A 19,315-nucleotide genomic window follows, 5' to 3' on the forward strand; every position below is an offset into this window, starting at 1 on the left:
CGATGCCCGTCGGCGTGCGCGAAGCGGACCTTCGTGATCCGGCCGAGTGCGCGCGGATCGCGGCGTTCGTCGAGGCTAGCGACGAGGCCACGCCGTTCCACCTCCCGGCCTGGAGCCTCGCGGTGCAGGATGGCTGCGGCCAGCGTGCGCACTATCTGGTGTCGGAAAGCGAAGGCGCGATCAACGGCGTGCTGCCATTGACCGAGATGCGTTCGCCGTTGTTCGGGCGTGCGCTGGTGTCGACCGGGTTCGGCGTCGATGGCGGCATCTTGGGTGGCGCGGTCGAACCGCTGTCGGCGGGGGCTTGGAACCTTGCGCTGCTGACCGGCTGCCCTTCGGTAGAATTGCGCGGAGGCCCTGCGCCTGGCGGCTGGGATAGCGATGATACGAGCTATCTCGGCTTCGTTCGCGATCTAGCCGCGGACGACGATGCGGAACTGCTCGCGATCCCCCGAAAGCAGCGCGCCGAAGTCCGCCGTGCGCTCGGCTTCGACCTTGAGATCGTCATCGGCAACGACCGGAAACTGCTTGCCGAGCACTATCAGGTTTATGCGGAGTCGGTTCGCAATCTCGGCACACCGGTTTTTCCCGCCAAGCTTTTCCGCTGCGTCGCGAGCATGATGGACGTCGATGTTCTCACCGTTCGACACAAAGGCCGCGCGGTAGCCAGCGTCCTGAGCCTGTATTTCAACGGTACCGTCTATCCCTATTGGGGCGGCGGGACCGATGCCGCGCGAGGACTGCGCGCCAACGACCGGATGTATTTCGCACTGATGGCGCATGCGCGCGCGCGGGGCTGCACGCGGTTCGACTTTGGCCGTTCGAAGACCGGCACGGGGGCGGCGGCGTTCAAGAAGAACTGGGGCTTTACGCCCGAACCGCAGCTTTATGCCAAGCGCAGCAACGGTCCGGCGCGCGAGGTGAACCCGCTGAACCCGAAATACGCGCTGATGGTACGGACGTGGAAGAAGCTCCCGCTCTGGGTGGCCAATGCAGCAGGACCTTGGATTTCCCGAGGCCTGGGGTGAGCCTGCTCTTCCTCGCGCACCGCGTCCCGTTTCCGCCCGACCGCGGCGACAAGATCCGCAGTTTTCATGTCCTCCAGTATCTGGCGAAACTAACGCCAGTACATCTGGTGGCGTTCGCCGACGACGAAGCCGACTTCGATCCGCCTGCGGCGTTCACCGATATGCTGGCGAGTTGCACGATCCTGCCGCGCGGGAAGTCGCAGAAACGTGCCGCGCTCGAAGCCCTCGCAACTGGTAAGCCCGTCTCGCTAACCGCCTTTGCGACGGCGGCGATGCAGGATGCAGTCAATCGCATTTTGCCAGAGGTAAACGCGGTCTACTGCTTCTCGGGTCAGATGGCGCAGTATTTGCCGGTTGGGGGGCCGCCGGTCGTCATGGATTTCGTCGACGTCGACTCCGCCAAGTTCGCTGGTTTTGCTGACGATGCGCGAGGCCCGATGCGTTGGATAATGCGCCGCGAGGCTCGGCTGCTCGGTATGTTCGAGCGCGAGGTGGCGAGCAGGGTATCGGCTAGCCTGTTCGTCAGCGAAGCGGAGGCTGCGCTGTTCCGGGAGGGGGGGGCAACCGGGCGGATCATCGCGGTCGAGAACGGCATCGATTCGGCGAAGTTCGATCCGACGGCCAGAGACGCCCGCCGATCTTCCCCCCTCCCTGAAAGGGAGGGGCCGGGGGTGGGTCGGCTTCCCCGGGCGCAACCGGTCGAAACCCAAGCGGGCCAACCCACCCCCAACCCCTCTCTCCCAGGGAGGGGCGCAGAAGCGTTGATCGTCTTCACCGGGCAGATGGACTATCGCCCCAACATCGACGCGGTGATGTGGTTCGCCCGCGACATCCTTCCGCTCGTCCGCCAGCGGCACCCCGCCCACTTCGCGATCGTCGGCCGCGCGCCAACCGCTGCCGTACAGACGCTCGCGAGTGACCACGTCACAGTGACCGGCGCAGTCGACGATGTCCGAGGCTGGCTCGCCGCCGCAGACGTTTGCGTAGCCCCGCTGAAACTCGCACGCGGCATCCAGAACAAGGTGCTGGAGGCGATGGCGATGGCGCGTCCCGTCGTCGCCTCGACCGCCGCGGCCGAGGGCATCGATCATGCCGGCACGATCCGCGTCGCCACGACCGCGCGGGAGTTCGCCGACCGCATCTGCGACCTGCTCAAAGCCCCGGACACCGCAGCAACACTCGGCCAGTCCGCCCGCACGCAGGTCATCCGCCGCTACGGCTGGGACGCCCGCCTCGCGCCGCTGAACGCGCTGCTCGGCCTCCCGGCATGATGGCTTGGCGCCGCCACGGCATCGGACTCGCGGTCGTCGCGGTGCTGATACTCCTGGCGTTCCGAAGCGACGTCGTCGATCTCGCGCATATCTGGTGGACGAGCACCACCTTCGGCCACTGCCTTTTCATTGGCCCGGTGATCGCATGGCTCGTTTGGCAACGCCGCGCCGAACTGGCACAGTTGACCCCGATCGGCTGGTGGCCCGGCCTAGCGCTCGTCGCGATCGGCGGGTTCGGCTGGCTGATGGGCGATGCAGCCTCGGTCGGGTTCGCGCGCCAGCTTGGGCTCGTGATGATGCTGCAAGGCGCGGTCGTGACGATCCTTGGCCCCAAAGTGGCGCGCGGATTGCACTTCCCGCTCGCCTACGCGTTTTTCCTCGTACCGTTCGGCGAGGGTCTCGAACCGCCGCTCCAGACCGTCACGGTCGCGATCGTCATGCCGCTGCTCCACCTCGTCGGCGTACCCGCGGCGGTCGACGGAGTGCTGATCCACGCCGGGCGCTATTACTTCGAGGTCGCCGAGGCCTGTTCGGGCGCCAAGTTCGTCATCGCGATGGTCGCGTTCGGGGTGCTCGTTGCCAACCTCTGCTTCGTGTCGTGGAAGCGCCGCGCGGTGTTCCTCGTGGTCTCGGTCGTCGTACCGGTCATCGCCAACGGCTTTCGCGCGTTCGGCACGATCTGGGCAGCGGATCTCACCTCGGTCGAGGCGGCCACCGGGATCGATCATATCGTCTATGGCTGGGTATTCTTCGCGCTGGTTATGGCGGGCGTGCTGGCGATCGGCTGGCGCTGGTTCGACCGAGCGCCCGATGATCTCGCCTTCGATCCGGCGAAGCTCCAGGTCACACCCCGTCAACGGACCGATCTCGCCATCGCGACGGCATTGGTCTTGGCCACGGTTGCCGCGTTCCCGGCCTGGAGCGCCGCAGTCGCCAGCCGCGTACAGCCACTTCCCGCGCATATCGACCTGCCCGAGATCGCTGGCTGGCACCGCGTCCCCGTCAGTACGCGCGCGCCGTGGACGCCCTATTACCCCGGCGCGGACCATTATCTGTTCGGCCGCTACGCCGATGCGGCCGGCGCGCAGGTCGACATGAGCATCGGAGTGTTCGGCAGCCAGCACGAGAGCAAGGAACTGATCGCCTACGGTACCGGCGTGCTGCGCGAGGAAGATCGTTGGGTTCGCGTCGCCGATTTGCCAGATATCGAAGGCGGAAGCGTCATGCGGATCACTGCACCCGGACCCGTAGAGCGGATCGTCGCGACGTGGTACCGGGTCGGCAACACGACCACGCAGGACGACACGCTGGTGAAGATCGAGACGATGAAGGCGCGGTTGCTCGGGGGGCCGCAACGCGCGGTGGCGATCCACCTTTCGGTCGAGGGCGCCGATCCGCGTCCGATCGCGCGCTTCCTCGCCGCGCTCGGCCCGATTGCGCCGGTCGCCGATTACGCCGCGGGGATGCGCTAGATGTGCGGCATCGCCGGGATCTTCCACCCTGGTACCCCCAAGCCGGTCGATCCGAACCGCGTCCACGCGATGATCGCCGCGCTGTCGCATCGGGGGCCTGACGGCGACGGTGTCTGGACCGCGCCGGGCGTGGGGCTTGGCCATCGCCGGTTGTCGATCATCGACCTCGAAGGCTCGCCACAGCCGATGTCGGATGGCAGCCTGACGATCACTTACAATGGCGAGGTCTATAACTTCGCCGAACTGCGCGACGAATTGACCACCAAGGGCGCGCTCTTCCGGACGGCGGGCGATACCGAAGTCCTGCTTCATGCTTGGCGCGCCTGGGGGCCGTCGATGCTCGACCGGCTGAACGGGATGTTCGCCTTTGCGATACACGACACGGCCGCGCACACGCTGTTCCTCGCGCGCGACCGGATGGGCGTGAAGCCGCTCCACTATGTCGAACTGGCCGACGGATCGCTGGCGTTCGCCTCCGAATTGAAGGGCCTGCTCGCGCATCCGCAACTCCGCCGCGTACCCGATCTGGGCGCCGTCGAGGATTACCTGACGTTCGGGTACGTGCCCGATGATGCCTGCATGGTCGCGGGCGTGAAGAAGCTTGCGGCCGGGCATTTCCTGCTGGTCGAGCGCGGCAAGTCGGTGCCGCAGCCGCGCAAATGGTGGGACGTCGACTTCTCGAATCGCGCGACCGGCTCGGCCAAGGCGCTGGGCGAGCAACTGGTCGACCTGATGCGGGCCGGCGTGCGGTCGCGCATGGTCGCCGACGTGCCGCTGGGTGCGTTCCTGTCGGGCGGGGTGGACAGTTCCGCGGTCGTCGCGCTGATGGCGGAGGCGAGCCCCAAGGCGATCCGCACCTGCACGATCGGGTTCGAGGCAGCTGGGCACGACGAGCGCGGCTTTGCCGACACCGTCGCGCGGCGCTTCGCCACCGATCACCGCGAGCGCGTCGTCCAGTCGAGCGATTTCGGGCTGATCGATACGCTGGTCGCGAGCTTTGACGAGCCCTTCGCGGACGCCTCCGCACTCGCTACCTACCATGTCTGCGCGCTGGCTCGGGAAAGCGTCACCGTCGCGCTGTCCGGAGACGGCGCGGATGAAGCGCTCGCCGGATACCGTCGCTACAAATTCCAGTCGGTCGAGGAGCGCGTCCGCGGCCTGCTGCCGTCGCATCTCCGCGCCGACGTCTTCGGGACCCTCGGCCGCTGGTATCCGAAAGCCGACTGGGCGCCCCGGCCGCTTCGCGCGAAGTCGACGCTGCTCGCGCTCGCGCAGGGTGGCGGCGAGGCGTATGCGCGCTCGGTTGGCGTCACCACGCCCGAACTCCGCGCGCAGCTGTTCAACGCCGGCGCTCGCGCGAAGCTCGGTGGGTACCGGGCCGAGGACCGCTATGTCGCGACGATGGCGAACGCGCCCGCCCGCGACGCGATCGACCGCGCGCAATATGCCGACATCAAGCATTGGCTGCCCGGCGACATCCTGACCAAGGTCGATCGGACCAGCATGGCGGTCGGCCTAGAGGCGCGAGAACCGCTGCTCGACCACCGCCTGATCGAGTTCTGCGCGACGTTGCCGGCGACCATGCGGTTGCGGCACGGCGAGGGCAAATGGCTGATGAAGAAGGCGATGGAGCCGTATCTGCCGCGCGAGATTCTGTATCGGCAGAAGATGGGCTTCGTGACGCCGATCAGCGCCTGGTTTCGTGGCGCGCTGGCGGGCGAGGCGACCGGACTCGCCAAGTCGCGGACGCTGGGCGAGACGGGGTGGTTCGACATGGCGACGATCGCGCGGATCGCCGACGAGCACAGGATGGGGCGTGCGGAACACGGTCGGACGTTGTGGCAGTTCGTGATGCTTGAACGGTCGATGAAGCGGATGTTTGGGTAAAGGCGGCTGCGAATCCTCCCCCGCTAGGGGGAGGTGGCACCAAAGGTGACGGAGGGGGAGGACACGGGACCGGCGTTTCGCGTGCCTCCCCCTCCGTCTGGCAAATGCCAGCCACCTCCCCCTGGCGGGGGAGAATTTTAAGGTTGTTAGAAAAGCCCTTCGATCAGCCCTTCATCGTTCAACCGGATCGCTTCTGCTGCCGGCACGCGCGGGAGGCCCGGCATGGTCATGATCTCTCCGCAGATCGCGACGACGAAGCCGGCACCCGCAGCGAGGCGGACTTCGCGGACGGGGACGATGTGGCCGGTTGGCGCGCCAAGCAAATCTGGGTCAGTCGAGAAGCTGTATTGCGTCTTGGCGAGACAGACGGGGAGGTGGCCATAGCCGGCATCCTCCCAGCGCTTGAGTTGGGCCAGTACGCTCGGCTCGGCGACGGCGTGCTCGGCGCGGTAGATGCGGCGGGCGACGGTATCGATCTTGTCGAACAGCGACAGTTCGTCGCCATAGATCGGCGCGAACCCGCCCCCGTGCCCGTCGCAAAGCTCGGCGACCGCGTCGGCCAGCTCGACCGCACCGGCGCCACCCTCGGCCCAATGCCGGCAGAGGATCGCGCGCGAGCCGTGGTGCGCGGCGGCCTCGACGATCGCGGCGATCTCCGCATCGCTGTCGGTGTAGAAATGGTTGATCGCGACCACGGCGGGAACGCCGAACTGGCGGATGTTCTCGATATGCCGCACGAGATTGACCGCGCCGCGGCGGACGGCGTCGACGTCCTCGCGCCCCAGGTCAGCTTTGGCGACGCCACCGTTCATCTTCAGCGCACGTGCCGTCGCGACGATCACGACCGCATTGGGGGCCAGCCCCGCCTGGCGGCACTTGATGTCGAAGAACTTCTCCGCGCCGAGATCCGCGCCGAAGCCCGCCTCGGTCACCACGTAATCGCCGAGCGACAACGCCGCCCGCGTCGCGATCACCGAGTTGCAGCCATGCGCGATATTGGCGAACGGCCCGCCGTGGAGGAACGCGGGCGTCCCCTCCAGCGACTGGACGAGGTTCGGCTTGATCGCTTCCGCCAGCAGCACGGCCATCGCGCCGTCCGCCTTCAGGTCGCGGGCGGTGATCGGCTTGCGGTCGCGCGTATAGGCAACGACGATATCGCCGAGCCGCCGCTCCATGTCCGCGAGCCCGTCGGCGAGGCACAGGATCGCCATCACCTCCGACGCAACGGTGATGTCGAAGCCGGACTCGCGCGGATAGCCGTTGGCGACGCCACCGATCGACTGCACGATATCACGCAGCGCGCGGTCGTTCATGTCGAGCACGCGCCGCCAGACCACGCGGCGGACGTCGATCTGGAGCGCGTTGCCCCAGTGTATGTGATTGTCGATCATCGCCGCGAGCAAATTATGCGCCGCCGTGATCGCGTGGAAATCGCCCGTGAAGTGGAGGTTTATGTCCTCCATCGGCGCAACCTGTGCGCGGCCGCCGCCAGTCGCGCCGCCCTTGGTCCCGAAGCACGGCCCGAGCGATGGTTCGCGCAGTGCGAGTACCGATTTGCGGCCTGTATGGCGGAGCGCGTCGGCGAGGCCGATCGAGGTCGTGGTCTTGCCTTCGCCTGCCGGGGTCGGATTGATCGCGGTGACGAGGATGAGCTTCCCGTTCGCCGAAGACTTGCGCGCGCTCAGCCATTCGAGCGAGATCTTCGCCTTGTACCGGCCGTAAGGCTCGATCGCGTCGTCGGGAATGTGCAGACTGTCCGCAATGGCTGCGATAGGGCGCAGGGCGACGCTGCGAGCGATGGCGATATCGGTTTCCATGGCGCCGACCTAGCGGGACCGGGGATAGCTTTCCAGACGGTTAGGCGCTTCCAACGCAGAACGGCGCCTGCTTTTTGAAGCAGGCGCCGTCTGTACTCAGCAATCAGTCAAACGACGCGAGATTACATCGTCTGCAGCTCGGTGATGTGCGTCTGGACGACCGGCACGATCCCGGCCGCAACCGTCTTCAAGCCCGGCACGGTGCCCTTGGCCGCATAGCCCTGCTGCAACGTCAGTGCCTTGGCGTGTGCCGCCTTCTGCTGCGTCACGTACAGCCGATCGCGCGCCGTGCCCTTTGCCGCGCGGAGTGCCGCGACGTTCTTCGCACCCATCGGATCGAGCTTGGGCGGTGCGACCTTCACGTGCGCTGCCATTGCCGCGGCCTTCACGTCCGCCGTGCTCTTCGTGTGATCGGTGATCATCATCTGCGCAAAGCTCTTGAGCTTCGGATTGGTGGTCGTCTCGAGCAGGATCTGGCTCGACGTCTTCTCATACAGGTCGCTGGCGCCGGCCTTCATCACATAGGTCGATGCGGGCATCGGTGCCTGTGCGGATACGGCGGCGATCGGCAGCGCGATCAGCGCGGCGGCGGTCAGAAATCGTGTCATGGTCTTCTCTCCTGTTGAAGCTGTCGTTCAATCGTTCGCGGTGCCGGGCTCGGCCATCTTGCGGTGCATCTCGGCGAGCACGGCGTTCGGCGTGACGTTTGCGATCGTCGACTGGATCTTGTTCTTCCAACCCGACACGACCGCCGCCTTGCCGGACATCAGCGCGTCCCAGCCGTCCTTCGCCACGTCGGCGGGATCGCTCTTCTTCGGATCGGTGCCGACATCGGTGTCCATCATGTGCGCTCGATCGAAGAACTCGGTGTCGACCGGGCCGGGCATCAAGTTGGTCAGCGTGACGCCGTCCGCATCCTTGATCTCGTTCTGGATCGCCGCGACGAAGCTGTCGACAAAGCTCTTGGTGCCGTTGTAGACCGCCTGGAACGCACCGGGGATGTACCCTGCGATCGATCCCGTCACGAGCACCTTGCCTGCGTTGCGCGCGACCATCGGTGGCAGCACCTTCTGCAACAGATACGCCGTGCCGATGACGTTGGTGTCGACGACCTTGCGCCACTCGGCCAGATCTTGGTCGAGGAACGCCTTGCCGAGCCCGCGCCCGGCATTCGCGCAGACCAGGTCGATCGTCCGGCCGTTCGTGGCCGCAAGCAACTGGTCGACGCCTTCGATCGTCGAGAGATCGGCCTGGAGCGACTGAACGTCGGTGCCGAACTGCTTGAAGTCCTGCGCGGCGGCGTCGATCAACGCCTCGTCGGCTACGACCAGTATGTCGTAGCCGTCCTTCGCCGCCAGGGTCGCCAGCTCGAAACCGATACCGGTCGACGCGCCGGTGATGATTGCGAATTTATCAGCCATTGTCAGATATCCTCAGTTGAAGCCGGGCTTGAGCACGACCTTCGTCACTTCGTTCTGGTTGTTCTTGAACATGTCGTAGCCCTTGGGCGCGTCCTCCAGGTCCATGCGGTGCGAGATCAGGAAGGTGGTATCGATCTTGCCCTCCATGATCGCGTTGAGCAGCGCGGGCATGTAATGCTGGACGTGCGTCTGGCCGGTCTTGAGCGTCAGCCCCTTCTCCATGAAGGCGCCGAGCGGGAACTTGTCGACGAACCCGCCGTACACTGCAGGCATAGACACCCGCCCGCCCTTGCGACACGCGATGATCGCCTGGCGGATAGAATGCGTCCGATCGGTGCCAAGGAAGGTCGACGCCTTGATCTGATCAACGACGTTGTCGACGAAGAAGCCGTGTGCCTCCAGCCCGACACTGTCGATGACGGCGTCAGGACCGATCCCGCCGGTCATCACCATCAGCGCCTCGTAGACCGCGCTTTCCTCGTAGTTGATCGTCTCGGCGCCGAACTTCTTGGCAAGCTCCAGTCGGTGCGGGAAGTGGTCGATCGCGATCACGCGTTCGGCGCCCATCAGGAACGCCGACTGGACAGCAAACAGCCCGACCGGACCGCAGCCCCAGACCGCGACCGTGTCGCCCGGCTCGATCTGCGCGTTCTCGGCCGCCATCCAGCCGGTCGGCAAGATGTCAGAGAGGAACAACACCTTCTCGTCGTCGACGCCGTCGGGAATGACGATCGGCCCGACGTCGCTGAACGGCACGCGGACATATTCCGCCTGGCCGCCGGCATAGCCGCCGGTCATGTGGCTATAGCCGAACAGCCCGGACATGGGCTGGCCGTAGATTTCCTGAGCGATGTCCTGATTGTCGGCGGGAAGGCCGTTGTCGCACGCCGAATACTGGTGCTTGCCACAATGGTAGCAGCTGCCGCAGGCGATCGTGAACGGGACGACGACCTTCTGGCCCTTCTTCAGCGTCGACTTCGCGCCGACCTCAACGACTTCGCCCATGAACTCGTGACCGAGAATGTCGCCAGCCTGCATCGTCGGGATATAGCCGTCGTACAGATGCAGGTCGGAACCGCAGATCGCGGTCGCTGTGACCTTGATGATGCAATCGCGCTGGTTGACGATTTCGGGATCGTCGACCGTATCTACGCGGACGTCATGCTTACCGTGCCATGCCAGAGCGCGCATTAGGCGAGTTCCTCTTCATGCTGCTTGCGGTTCATCGCGGCAGTCGCGATCTCGCCGGTTTCCATCAACTGCTTGAAACGGCGCAGGTCCCGGCGGGCCTGAATCGCAGGCTCGCGCTGGAACATCTTGGCGATCAGCTTGCCGATCACGCCACCCGGCGGATCGTACAGGATGGTCGCGATGACCACCGTGCCGCGCGCGCCCGCATCCCGGAACTCGACGCGGCCGCTGTTAGGCACGTCGGCGCCATCCTCCGACGACCATGCGATGAAGCTGTCCTGTGCTTCGTCGGTAATCGCCGACGTCCATTCGTAGGATTTGCCCGCCGGACCCTTGACCACCCAATGCGAGCGGCGCTGGTCGAGGACGTCGATACGCTCGACATTTTCCATGAAAGTCGGAAGGTTCGCGAAATCGCGGAAATAGGCGAACAGTTCGCCGACCGGGCGATTGATCGTAACCGCACGGGCAACGATGCTGCTGCCCTTGCCGTCCGCAAGGTCCTGCGTCGCGTCCGCTACGGCGTCGCTTCGCTTGGACGTGCTTAGTGGAGCGTCATCTCTTGGATCGCTTTCAGTCATCACCGTCTCCTGGCTGCGAAGTCCTTCCAACAGTGTCCGAAGACCTATGTTCCGCCGCCTTGGTCTTGAATTTGCAAGACTTGATATCGATCAGGACATTCGACGCCGCCCAGAATCCACCCAGTGTCACGAAGTTTACATCGTCACATTCGGGAAGCGGTGTTCGTTACATGCGCACGCCAATCTCGGGGCGATTTGGCCACTTAACCATGTAAATATACCTACACGTCGATCATCGCAGCAGACGAGGATCGCCCGTGACCTACCAGACGCACATCGCCCAGTTGACCAACCTCATCGCCGAACAGAACGGCACGTGGGACGCGATCTCGCCCGAGTCCGTCGCGCGGATGCGGTTGCAGAACCGGTTCGCCACGGGTCTCGACATCGCCCGCTACACCGCGGCGATCATGCGCAAGGACATGGCCGCCTATGATGCGGACCCGGCGAACTACACCCAGTCGCTGGGCTGCTGGCACGGGTTCATCGCGCAACAGAAGATGATCAGCATCAAGAAGCATTTCGGCACGACCGACCGCCGGTATTTGTACCTGTCGGGCTGGATGGTCGCGGCGATGCGCAGCGAGTTCGGCCCGTTACCCGACCAGTCGATGCACGAGAAGACCAGTGTCCCCGCCTTGATCGAGGAACTCTACACCTTCCTCCGCCAGGCCGACGCGCGCGAACTCGGCATGATGTTCCGCGACGTCGATGCCGCGCGCGCCGCCGGCAACGCGATCGAGGAACAGCGCCTGCTCAACGCGATCGAGAACCACCAGACGCACGTCGTGCCGATCATCGCCGACATCGATGCGGGCTTCGGCAATGCGGAGGCGACCTATTTGCTCGCGCGGAAGATGATCGAGGCGGGGGCGTGCGCGCTCCAGATCGAGAACCAGGTCAGCGACGAGAAGCAGTGCGGCCACCAGGACGGCAAGGTCACCGTGCCGCACGAGGACTTCCTCGCGAAGGTCCGCGCGTGCCGCTACGCGTTCCTCGAACTCGGCGTCGAGGACGGCATCATCGTCACGCGCACCGACTCGCTCGGCGCCGGCCTGACCAAGCAGATCGCCGTCAGCAAGGCAGCGGGCGACCTCGGCGACCAGTATAACTCATACCTCGACTGCGAGGAGATCGATCCTGCGACCGCGCAGAACGGCGACGTCATCCTCAACCGAGACGGCAAGCTGCTCCGTCCCAAGCGCCTGCCGTCGAGCCTGTTCCAGTTCCGTGCTGGCACCGGCGAGGATCGCTGCGTGATGGACTGCATCGCGTCGCTACAGAACGGCGCGGACCTGCTGTGGATCGAGACCGAGAAGCCGCATATCGAGCAGATCGCCGGCATGGTCGACCGCATCCGCGAGGTCGTGCCGAACGCGAAACTCGTCTACAACAACTCGCCAAGCTTCAACTGGACGCTGAACTTCCGCCAGCAGGTGTTCGATGCCTGGTCGGCGGCTGGTGATGACGTCTCGGCCTATGATCGCGCGCGTTTGATGAGTGTCGATTACGACGGCACCAAGCTCGCGGACGAAGCAGACGAACGCATCCGTACTTTTCAGGCGGATTCGGCAAAGCGCGCGGGGATCTTCCACCATCTGATCACGCTGCCGACGTATCACACGGCCGCGCTTTCGACCGACAATCTCGCCAAGGAGTATTTCGGCGACGCGGGGATGCTTGGTTATGTGAAGGGCGTCCAGCGCAAGGAGATCCGCGAGGGCATCGCCTGCGTGAAGCACCAAAACATGTCCGGCTCGGATCTCGGCGACGATCATAAGGAGTATTTTGCGGGTGAGGCGGCTCTGAAGGCTGGCGGCGCGCATAATACGATGAACCAGTTCGCGGCGTGATGCCCAAGCCGGAGCGAAAGCTCCGGCGCGGATCCGGCATCACGCCCGGCCGGCGGGGCCAAAAGCCCCGTCCGACGACGCGGCTTTGCCGCGGCGCTAAGGCTTGTTTCGACTATGCTAGCCTTGGCCGACAGCCGCGCCTGACAATCCTCCCCCGCAAGGGGGAGGTGTCGCCGAAGGTGACGGAGGGGGAGGGCACGGAACAGACGTGTCGCTTTCCTCCCCCTCCGTCAGGCTACGCCTGCCACCTCCCCCTGGCGGGGGAGGATCGTTAGGTTGCGGTCGGCTTTACTTCGCCAAGTCCACCCGGTCCGCCGCGAGCGGTTCCGCCAGCGCCGTCTCGCCCAGCGATGCCAGCACCGCCGCCGTCAGCGCGTCGAGCCCGTACGGCTTCTCCAGCATGATCGCATCCGTATCCCCTTCGACCGACGCGGTGTCCCCGCTAGCGAAGACAATCCCCACGCCCGGCCGCAGCGTGCGCGCAGTGCGGGCGAAGTCCGGTCCAGACACGCCGGGGAGGTTGATATCGGTCACCAGCGCGTCGATCGGCACGGTCTGAAGCGCGGTCATCGCGTCCTCCGCGCTCGCCGCGTCGACCACCACGAAGCCGCTCCCTTGCAGCATCTCGGCAGTGTTCGCGCGGATCATCTCGTCATCTTCTACCAGCAGGACGGTGCGCCGTGCCGACGCGTCGAGCCGTCGCTCCGCCTCGATCCGCGCATCGCGAGCGACCTTGGCACCGGGCGAGTCGCCGCGCTGCCGATTGGCGAGCACTTCGCGGAATTTCCGCGCCAGCGCCTCGCGCGAATACGGCTTCGACAACAGGTCGACGCCGGCATCGAGTTTGCCGCCGTGCACGATCGAATTCTCGGTATAGCCCGACGTGAACAGCACCACGAGATTGGGCAGCCGCTCCTTCGCCTTGCGCGCGAGTTCCGGGCTTTTGAGCGTTCCGGGCATCACCACGTCGGTGAACAGGATGTCGATCGGCACGCCGCTCTCGACGACGTTGAGCGCGCTGGCCGCGTCGACCGACTTGAGCACGCTGTAGCCGAGGTCGGTCAGCAGTTCGACGACGGTGGAGCGGACCTCATCGTCGTCCTCGACCACGAGCACCGTCTCCGTGCCGCCGCAGATCGGCCCCGCATCGGCGACGACCTCGACGTCCTCGCTCTCCATCGCGCGTGGGAGGTACAGCTTTATCGTAGTGCCCTCGCCGACCTCCGAATAGATCTTCACATGGCCGCCCGACTGTTTGACGAAGCCGTAGACCATCGACAGGCCGAGCCCCGAACCCTTGCCTTCGCTCTTGGTCGAGAAGAACGGCTCGAACACCTTCTCGATGATTTCAGGGCTCATGCCGCTGCCGGTGTCGGACACTGCGAGCAGGACGTACTGACCGGCTTCGACCTCCTCGTGGCTGCGGGCATAGGCGTCGTCGAGATGCGCGTTGCCGAGTTCGATGGTGAGTTTGCCTTGACCTTCCATCGCGTCGCGCGCGTTGATCGCGAGGTTGAGCAGCGCGTTCTCGATCTGCGCAGGGTCGATGAAGGTGTTCCAGAGGCCGCCACCGACCACCGTCTCGATCTCGACGCCTTCGCCGATCGCGCGGCGCAGCATGTCGTCCATCCCGCGCACGAACCGCGTGACGTTGACGACCTTCGGCTCGAGTGCCTGGCGACGCCCGAACGCGAGCAACTGCGAGGCGAGTTTCGACCCCCGCGTGACGCCGGCCATCGCGTTGGCGACCCAGCGCTCCGCACGCTCGTTGCCGGCGAGGTTCTTGCCGAGCAGCTGGAGATTGCCCGAAACGACCTGGAGCAGATTGTTGAAGTCGTGCGCGACGCCGCCGGTGAGCTTGCCGACGGTCTCCATCTTCTGCGACTGCGCGAGCTTGGCTTCGGCATCGCGGCGTTCGCCGATCTCGGCGATGACGCGCGCCTCCAGCGTCTCGTTGAGCTGGCGGAGCTGGTCCTCGGCGCGCTCGCGGTGGCGGACCTGGCGGGCGAGCGCTTCGGCCTGCTCGCGCAACGCCGCTTCGGCGGCGCGCTGGTGCGTGATGTCGGTGTGGACGCCGACCCATTCGATGACATCGCCCGCCGAATCGAGGATCGGCAGGCTGCGTACGGCGAAGGTACGCCAGGCGCCGCAATGGCGGCGGACGCGGTGTTCGAACACGAACATCGACTTGTTCAGGACGGCGGTGGTCCACGCCTTGATCGTCGATGCGACGTCGTCGGGGTGGATCGCGTCGGCCCAGCCGAAATTCTGGTATTCGTCGATCGACTGGCCGGTGAGCGTCGCCCAGCCAGGTTGCTCGCCGATCATCCGGCCGTCGGGGTTGTTGGTCCAGAGCACGCCGTGGACCGCATCCATCGCGGTGCGGAAGCGGCCGTTGCTGATGCCGAGTGCGGCCTCGCGTTCGGCGCGATCCTCGACGTCGATCCCTAGCACGTAGATGCCGGCGACCGAGCCGTCCGCCTGGACATGCGGAACGTAGCGGAATTCGGAGCGGCGCGGACGGCCGTCGCGGTGCGGGAAGACGGTCTGCGCGATGAAGCTCTCGCCGGCAAGCGCACGCTCGAACGAAGGGCGACGATCCTGGTAGACCGCATCGCCGAGCACTTCGCGGACAGGCTTCCCGATCATCGTCTCGGGCGCGACGCCGAGCCATTCGTCATATTGCGCGTTGGCGAGACGGTAGACGTGGTCGCGGTCTATGTACGAGATCAGCATCGGCACGGCGTCGGTGACGCGGCGGAGTTCGGCTTCGCTGGCGGCGAGGCGGTGCTCGGCTTCGACGCGGCCGCTATTGTCGACCATCGTGCACAGGACGCCGCCGACAGTCCCGCCGGCGCAGTAGACGGGCGTATAGAACAGGTCGAGCGTCAGCGTTTCCGGGCCGTCGGGGCGCCGGAACAGGATCGGCTGGTCGCGGTAGGCGACGGTCTCGCCGCGCAGGCCTGCTTCGAGGACGGCGCGGTTCCAGTCCCACACTTCGGGGAAGGCGGTCGCGACCGGGCTGCCGAGCGCGGCGGGATGGCGGTCGCCCGCGACGGCGCGATAGCTGTCGTTGTAGAGCATGATGTGCTCGGGCCCCCACATCACGACCTTGGCGACGGGCGAGTTGAGGATGTTGGCGAGCGTGACGCGGAGTTCGGCGGGCCACGAGTCGAGCGGGCCGAGCGAGGTCGCGCTCCAGTCGCGCTGGCGGACGAGCAGGCCGCACTCGCCGCCGCCGATCAGGATTTCGGCTGGTGCGGCCGAGGCAACGTCACGGTCGCGCATCTGCTGGACCGCAGTGCGGACGATGGCGGCGGCGTCGCCGTGCCCTCCATCGGTCAATTCGTCGATGTAGCTGCCGAGGTCTGCGGGCAGGGAAATGGTGCGCGACGAGTCAGGCGTTGTCATGCCGGACTAGTGGGTATGCGGCGCGCGCGTGTCAATGATTAGGGGTGTTTGGGAAGCTCCGCCCCTCCCTCATACCACCCCGGCGAAGGCCGGGGCCCAATTGGAAAGGTGGCAGTAACGACGGGTGGCGCTCCGTTGACAACTTCACCCAATTGGGCCCCGGCCTTCGCCGGGGTGGTGCGGGGGGAGCAACCGATCTCCAAGCATGTTTCCCCGCGAAGGCGGGTACCCAGACTGGGCTCCCGCCTTCGCGGGAGAACAAGGAAGAGGGGGCTGCCGTTCGATAGCCACCCCCTCCTAGTCACTCTTGGACCGATCAGCCCTCGGTGCGCGGCAGGCCCAGCGGGTTGTCGTGCTTGACCGCCTTAGGCAGCAGCGCATCCGGCAGGTCCTGGTAGCAGACCGGGCGTAGGAAGCGCTCGATCGCCGCGGTGCCGACCGAGGTCGTGCGCGGGTCCGACGTTGCGGGGAAAGGCCCACCATGCACCATCGCAGGAGCAACCTCGACGCCGGTCGGCCAGCCGTTCGCGAGGATGCGACCGGCCTTGCGTTCCAGCACCGGCACCAGCGTCGCAGCGTCCGCGTAATCGCCTTCGTCGATCTGCAGCGTGATCGTCAGCTGACCCTCGACCTGCTCCAGAACCTGGCGGACCTCGCCGAGGTCGGCGCAGCGGACGATGATCGAGGCCGCACCGAACACTTCATGCGACAGCGCAGGGTCGGCGACGAACGCCTTGCCGGTGGTCGAGAACAACGCCGCACGACCGCGGTTTGCGCCTTCGGCTTCGGTGCCGCGAGCGAGCGTCTCGACCGCATCGTGACCGGCAAGCGCGGCGACGCCCTTCTCGTAGCTAGCATGGATGCCGGGGGTGAGCATGACCTGTGGCGCAGCCTCGCCAAGCGCGGCAGCGGCGGCTTCGACGAAGGTGTTGAGGTCGGGACCATCAACCGCGACGACGATGCCGGGGTTGGTGCAGAACTGGCCCGAGCCCATCGTCAGCGAGCCGACATAGGCCTTCCCGAGCGCTTCGCCGCGCGCCGCGAGCGCCGCGGGGAACAGGATGACGGGGTTGACGCTGCTCATCTCGGCATAGACCGGGATCGGCTCGGGGCGCGCTGCGGCGAGTGCCACCAGCGCAAGGCCACCGCCGCGCGAGCCGGTGAAGCCGACCGCCTTGATACGGGCGTCCTTGACGAGTGCTGCGCCGAGTTCGTTCGCGGGACCCTGGACCAGCGAGAAGACGCCCTCGGGCAGGCCACACTTGGCGACTGCGGCCTGGATCGCCTTGCCGACCATCACCGACGTGCCGGGATGCGCGGGGTGGCCCTTGACCACGACCGGGCAACCCGCGGCGAGTGCCGACGCGGTGTCGCCGCCCGCGACCGAGAAGGCGAGCGGGAAGTTCGAGGCGCCGAACACCGCGACCGGGCCGACCGCGATGCGGCGCTGGCGCAGGTCCGCGCGGGGAGCGGGCTTACGATCGGGCTGCGCTTCGTCGATGATGACCGAGGCCCAGGCGCCGGCGCGGAGATGCTTGGCGAACAGGCGGAGCTGGCCGGTGGTACGGCCGCGCTCGCCTTCGAGGCGTGGGCGGGGCAGGCCGCTTTCCTGGATCGCACGGGCGACGAGCGGCTCGTGGATCGCCTCGATCTCGTCGGCGATCGTCTCGAGGAATTTCGCGCGCGTTTCGGGATCGGTTTCGCGGAAGGTATCGAACGCTGTTTCGGCGAGCTTGCAGGCTTCCGCAACGTCTTCTTCGCTCGAAACGGCAAAGGCGGGTTCGATCTTCGCGTCGGTCGACGGATCGATCGCGAGGAAGGTGACGTCGCTGTCTACGGCGCGCGCGCCGATCGGGAAGGTACCGTCCATGTCAGTTCTCCAAATCAAATCGAGGGACGCGCCGACCAGGGCGGTGGTGCGTCGGGAAATCGTTGGCCAAGATACACGCCGACCGTGAAGGTGGCGCTATCACTCCCGGACCCGTCATCCAATGTGGGGCGAATGCGAACCATGTTCCAGTGCGTAGCAGCAGTCGCGGACGGCAATGTGACACCGAGGCCATGGCTTGGGTAGAGTGTACGGATCAGATCGTATCGCACGCGCACTTCCCGTCCGTCCCATATGTGCTCGCTGCCCGGTAAGGCAAAACCGATTGTCGGACTAATCTTGGGAGCGATAACACGCAAGAGCGAACGGCGGCGACGCGATGTTCTCTGAGTATACGACCACGGTAACTCAGATTACATGCTGATAATATGGCAATCACCTGCTAAAAAGCGCGGCATGAGCCTCGCCACGCGCAAGCCGCGCAACACTTCGGGCCGCAGAAGCGGCGCACCTACCATTTCCGACGTTGCGGTTCTCGCAGGCGTCTCACCGATGACCGTCTCGCGCGTCATCAACGGGGAAGCGAAGGTACGGGAGGCGACGCGCGAGGCGGTCAACGTCGCGATCGATACGCTGCGATACGCACCCAACCGCGCCGCGCGCAGCCTGGCCGGCGGCGGGCAGATGCGGATCGGCCTGCTCTACAGCAACCCGAGCGCTGCGTATTTGAGCGAATTCCTGGTCGGCAGCCTCGAACAGGCAAGCCGCAGCGACGTGCAGCTGATCGTCGAGAAATGCGACATTGGCGACCATGAGATCGAGGTCGCGCGGCACATGATCGAGAGCGGCATCGACGGCGTCATCTTGCCGCCGCCGCTGTGCGATTCGCGCGCGGTGCTCGACGTGCTGACGGAGGCCGGCGTGCCGACCGTGGTCGTCGCGACCGGGTCCCCACCGGAAGGGTCGGCTGCGGTCACGATCGACGATTTCGAAGCGGCCCGCGCGATGACCGAACACCTGGTTAAGCTGGGTCATTCGCGGATCGGGTTCATCATCGGCAACCCGAATCAGACCGCGAGCCGGCTTCGTCACGAGGGGTATCTCGCGGCGATCGCCGATGCCGGTCTGGCGCCGGACGAGTCGCTGGTGGTGAATGGCCTGTTTACCTATCGCTCCGGTCTCGACGGTGCCGAGCAATTGCTCGACGCGAAGGACCCGCCCACGGCGATCTTCGCCAGCAACGACGACATGGCGGCGGCGACCGTCGCGGTCGCGCATCGCCGCGGTCTCGACGTGCCGGGCGACCTGACGGTGTGCGGGTTCGACGACAGCGCGCTCGCGACGACGATCTGGCCCGAACTGACGACGATCCACCAGCCCATTGCCGACATGTCGCGCGCGGCGGTCGAACTGCTCGTCTCGGCGATCTTCAATCGTCGCAGCGGCGGCAAGGATGCGAACGGCCATGTCGTGCTCGATTATACGCTGGTGCGCCGGCAGTCGGACGCCGCGCCGCGCCGCCGACCGCCGTCGCGCGTTCACGGATAACGCGAAT

Annotated in this window: 13 protein-coding genes; 6 read left to right on the plus strand and 7 right to left on the minus strand. The window is 65.9% G+C overall.

What is annotated here, in order from left to right; translation table 11 throughout:
* Positions 1–2: 2 nt before the first annotated feature.
* Genes C8J39_RS08090 through C8J39_RS08105 form a run of 4 tightly spaced genes read left to right on the plus strand, consistent with a single transcriptional unit; the run spans position 3 to position 5,658 of the window.
* Positions 3–1,028, plus strand: a complete 1,026-nt coding sequence (locus C8J39_RS08090) for a FemAB family XrtA/PEP-CTERM system-associated protein (protein WP_404969330.1) — start codon at positions 3–5, stop codon at positions 1,026–1,028.
* On the plus strand, positions 1,025–2,299 hold the full coding sequence (locus tag C8J39_RS08095) for a glycosyltransferase (protein ID WP_243649799.1): 1,275 nt from the start codon (positions 1,025–1,027) through the stop codon (positions 2,297–2,299). Before C8J39_RS08090 ends, C8J39_RS08095 begins: the two co-directional genes overlap by 4 nt.
* Positions 2,296–3,771 (plus strand): exosortase A, encoded by a 1,476-nt coding sequence (gene xrtA, locus C8J39_RS08100; RefSeq protein ID WP_120300017.1) that lies wholly within the window; start codon positions 2,296–2,298, stop codon positions 3,769–3,771. The genes C8J39_RS08095 and xrtA overlap by 4 nt, the downstream gene beginning before the upstream one ends.
* Entirely contained in the window at positions 3,772–5,658 is a 1,887-nt protein-coding gene (locus C8J39_RS08105; RefSeq protein ID WP_120300018.1) for an XrtA/PEP-CTERM system amidotransferase, read from the plus strand.
* A 146-nt stretch (positions 5,659–5,804) separates the two neighbouring features.
* Here the strand turns inward: C8J39_RS08105 and C8J39_RS08110 are convergent, their stop codons facing one another.
* From C8J39_RS08110 to C8J39_RS08130, 5 genes are all read right to left on the minus strand, one after another.
* Complete coding sequence (locus tag C8J39_RS08110; protein WP_120300019.1) at positions 5,805–7,475, minus strand: formate--tetrahydrofolate ligase; 1,671 nt, start codon at positions 7,473–7,475, stop codon at positions 5,805–5,807.
* Positions 7,476–7,597: 122 nt separating this feature from the next.
* Entirely contained in the window at positions 7,598–8,083 is a 486-nt protein-coding gene (locus C8J39_RS08115) for a DUF4142 domain-containing protein (RefSeq protein WP_243649801.1), read from the minus strand.
* Between the two features lie 27 nt (positions 8,084–8,110).
* Positions 8,111–8,896: an SDR family oxidoreductase gene (locus tag C8J39_RS08120; RefSeq protein WP_120300020.1), complete on the minus strand. Its 786-nt coding sequence runs from the start codon at positions 8,894–8,896 to the stop codon at positions 8,111–8,113.
* A gap of 12 nt (positions 8,897–8,908) precedes the next feature.
* A complete protein-coding gene (locus C8J39_RS08125) occupies positions 8,909–10,087 on the minus strand; it encodes a zinc-dependent alcohol dehydrogenase (protein ID WP_120300021.1) in 1,179 nt (392 codons plus the stop codon).
* The gene (locus C8J39_RS08130) at positions 10,087–10,668 is read right to left on the minus strand and encodes an SRPBCC family protein (RefSeq protein ID WP_120300022.1); all 582 of its coding nucleotides are present in this window, start codon (positions 10,666–10,668) and stop codon (positions 10,087–10,089) included. Before C8J39_RS08130 ends, C8J39_RS08125 begins: the two co-directional genes overlap by 1 nt.
* 257 nt (positions 10,669–10,925) lie before the next feature.
* Between C8J39_RS08130 and C8J39_RS08135 the strand changes: the two genes are divergently transcribed.
* The gene (locus C8J39_RS08135) at positions 10,926–12,521 is read left to right on the plus strand and encodes an isocitrate lyase (protein WP_120300023.1); all 1,596 of its coding nucleotides are present in this window, start codon (positions 10,926–10,928) and stop codon (positions 12,519–12,521) included.
* A 288-nt stretch (positions 12,522–12,809) separates the two neighbouring features.
* On the opposite strand, the gene C8J39_RS08140 is transcribed toward C8J39_RS08135, so the two are convergent.
* Both C8J39_RS08140 and C8J39_RS08145 read right to left on the minus strand, forming a co-directional pair.
* Complete coding sequence (locus C8J39_RS08140; protein ID WP_120300024.1) at positions 12,810–15,932, minus strand: PAS domain-containing protein; 3,123 nt, start codon at positions 15,930–15,932, stop codon at positions 12,810–12,812.
* A 316-nt stretch (positions 15,933–16,248) separates the two neighbouring features.
* The gene (locus tag C8J39_RS08145; protein ID WP_120300025.1) at positions 16,249–17,802 is read right to left on the minus strand and encodes an aldehyde dehydrogenase (NADP(+)); all 1,554 of its coding nucleotides are present in this window, start codon (positions 17,800–17,802) and stop codon (positions 16,249–16,251) included.
* Positions 17,803–18,216: 414 nt separating this feature from the next.
* Between C8J39_RS08145 and C8J39_RS08150 the strand changes: the two genes are divergently transcribed.
* The gene (locus C8J39_RS08150) at positions 18,217–19,308 is read left to right on the plus strand and encodes a LacI family DNA-binding transcriptional regulator (RefSeq protein WP_120300026.1); all 1,092 of its coding nucleotides are present in this window, start codon (positions 18,217–18,219) and stop codon (positions 19,306–19,308) included.
* The last annotated feature ends 7 nt before the right edge of the window (positions 19,309–19,315 follow it).

The organism is Sphingomonas sp. PP-CC-1A-547 (assembly GCF_003610375.1).
Classification (GTDB): Bacteria; Pseudomonadota; Alphaproteobacteria; order Sphingomonadales; family Sphingomonadaceae; genus Sphingomonas.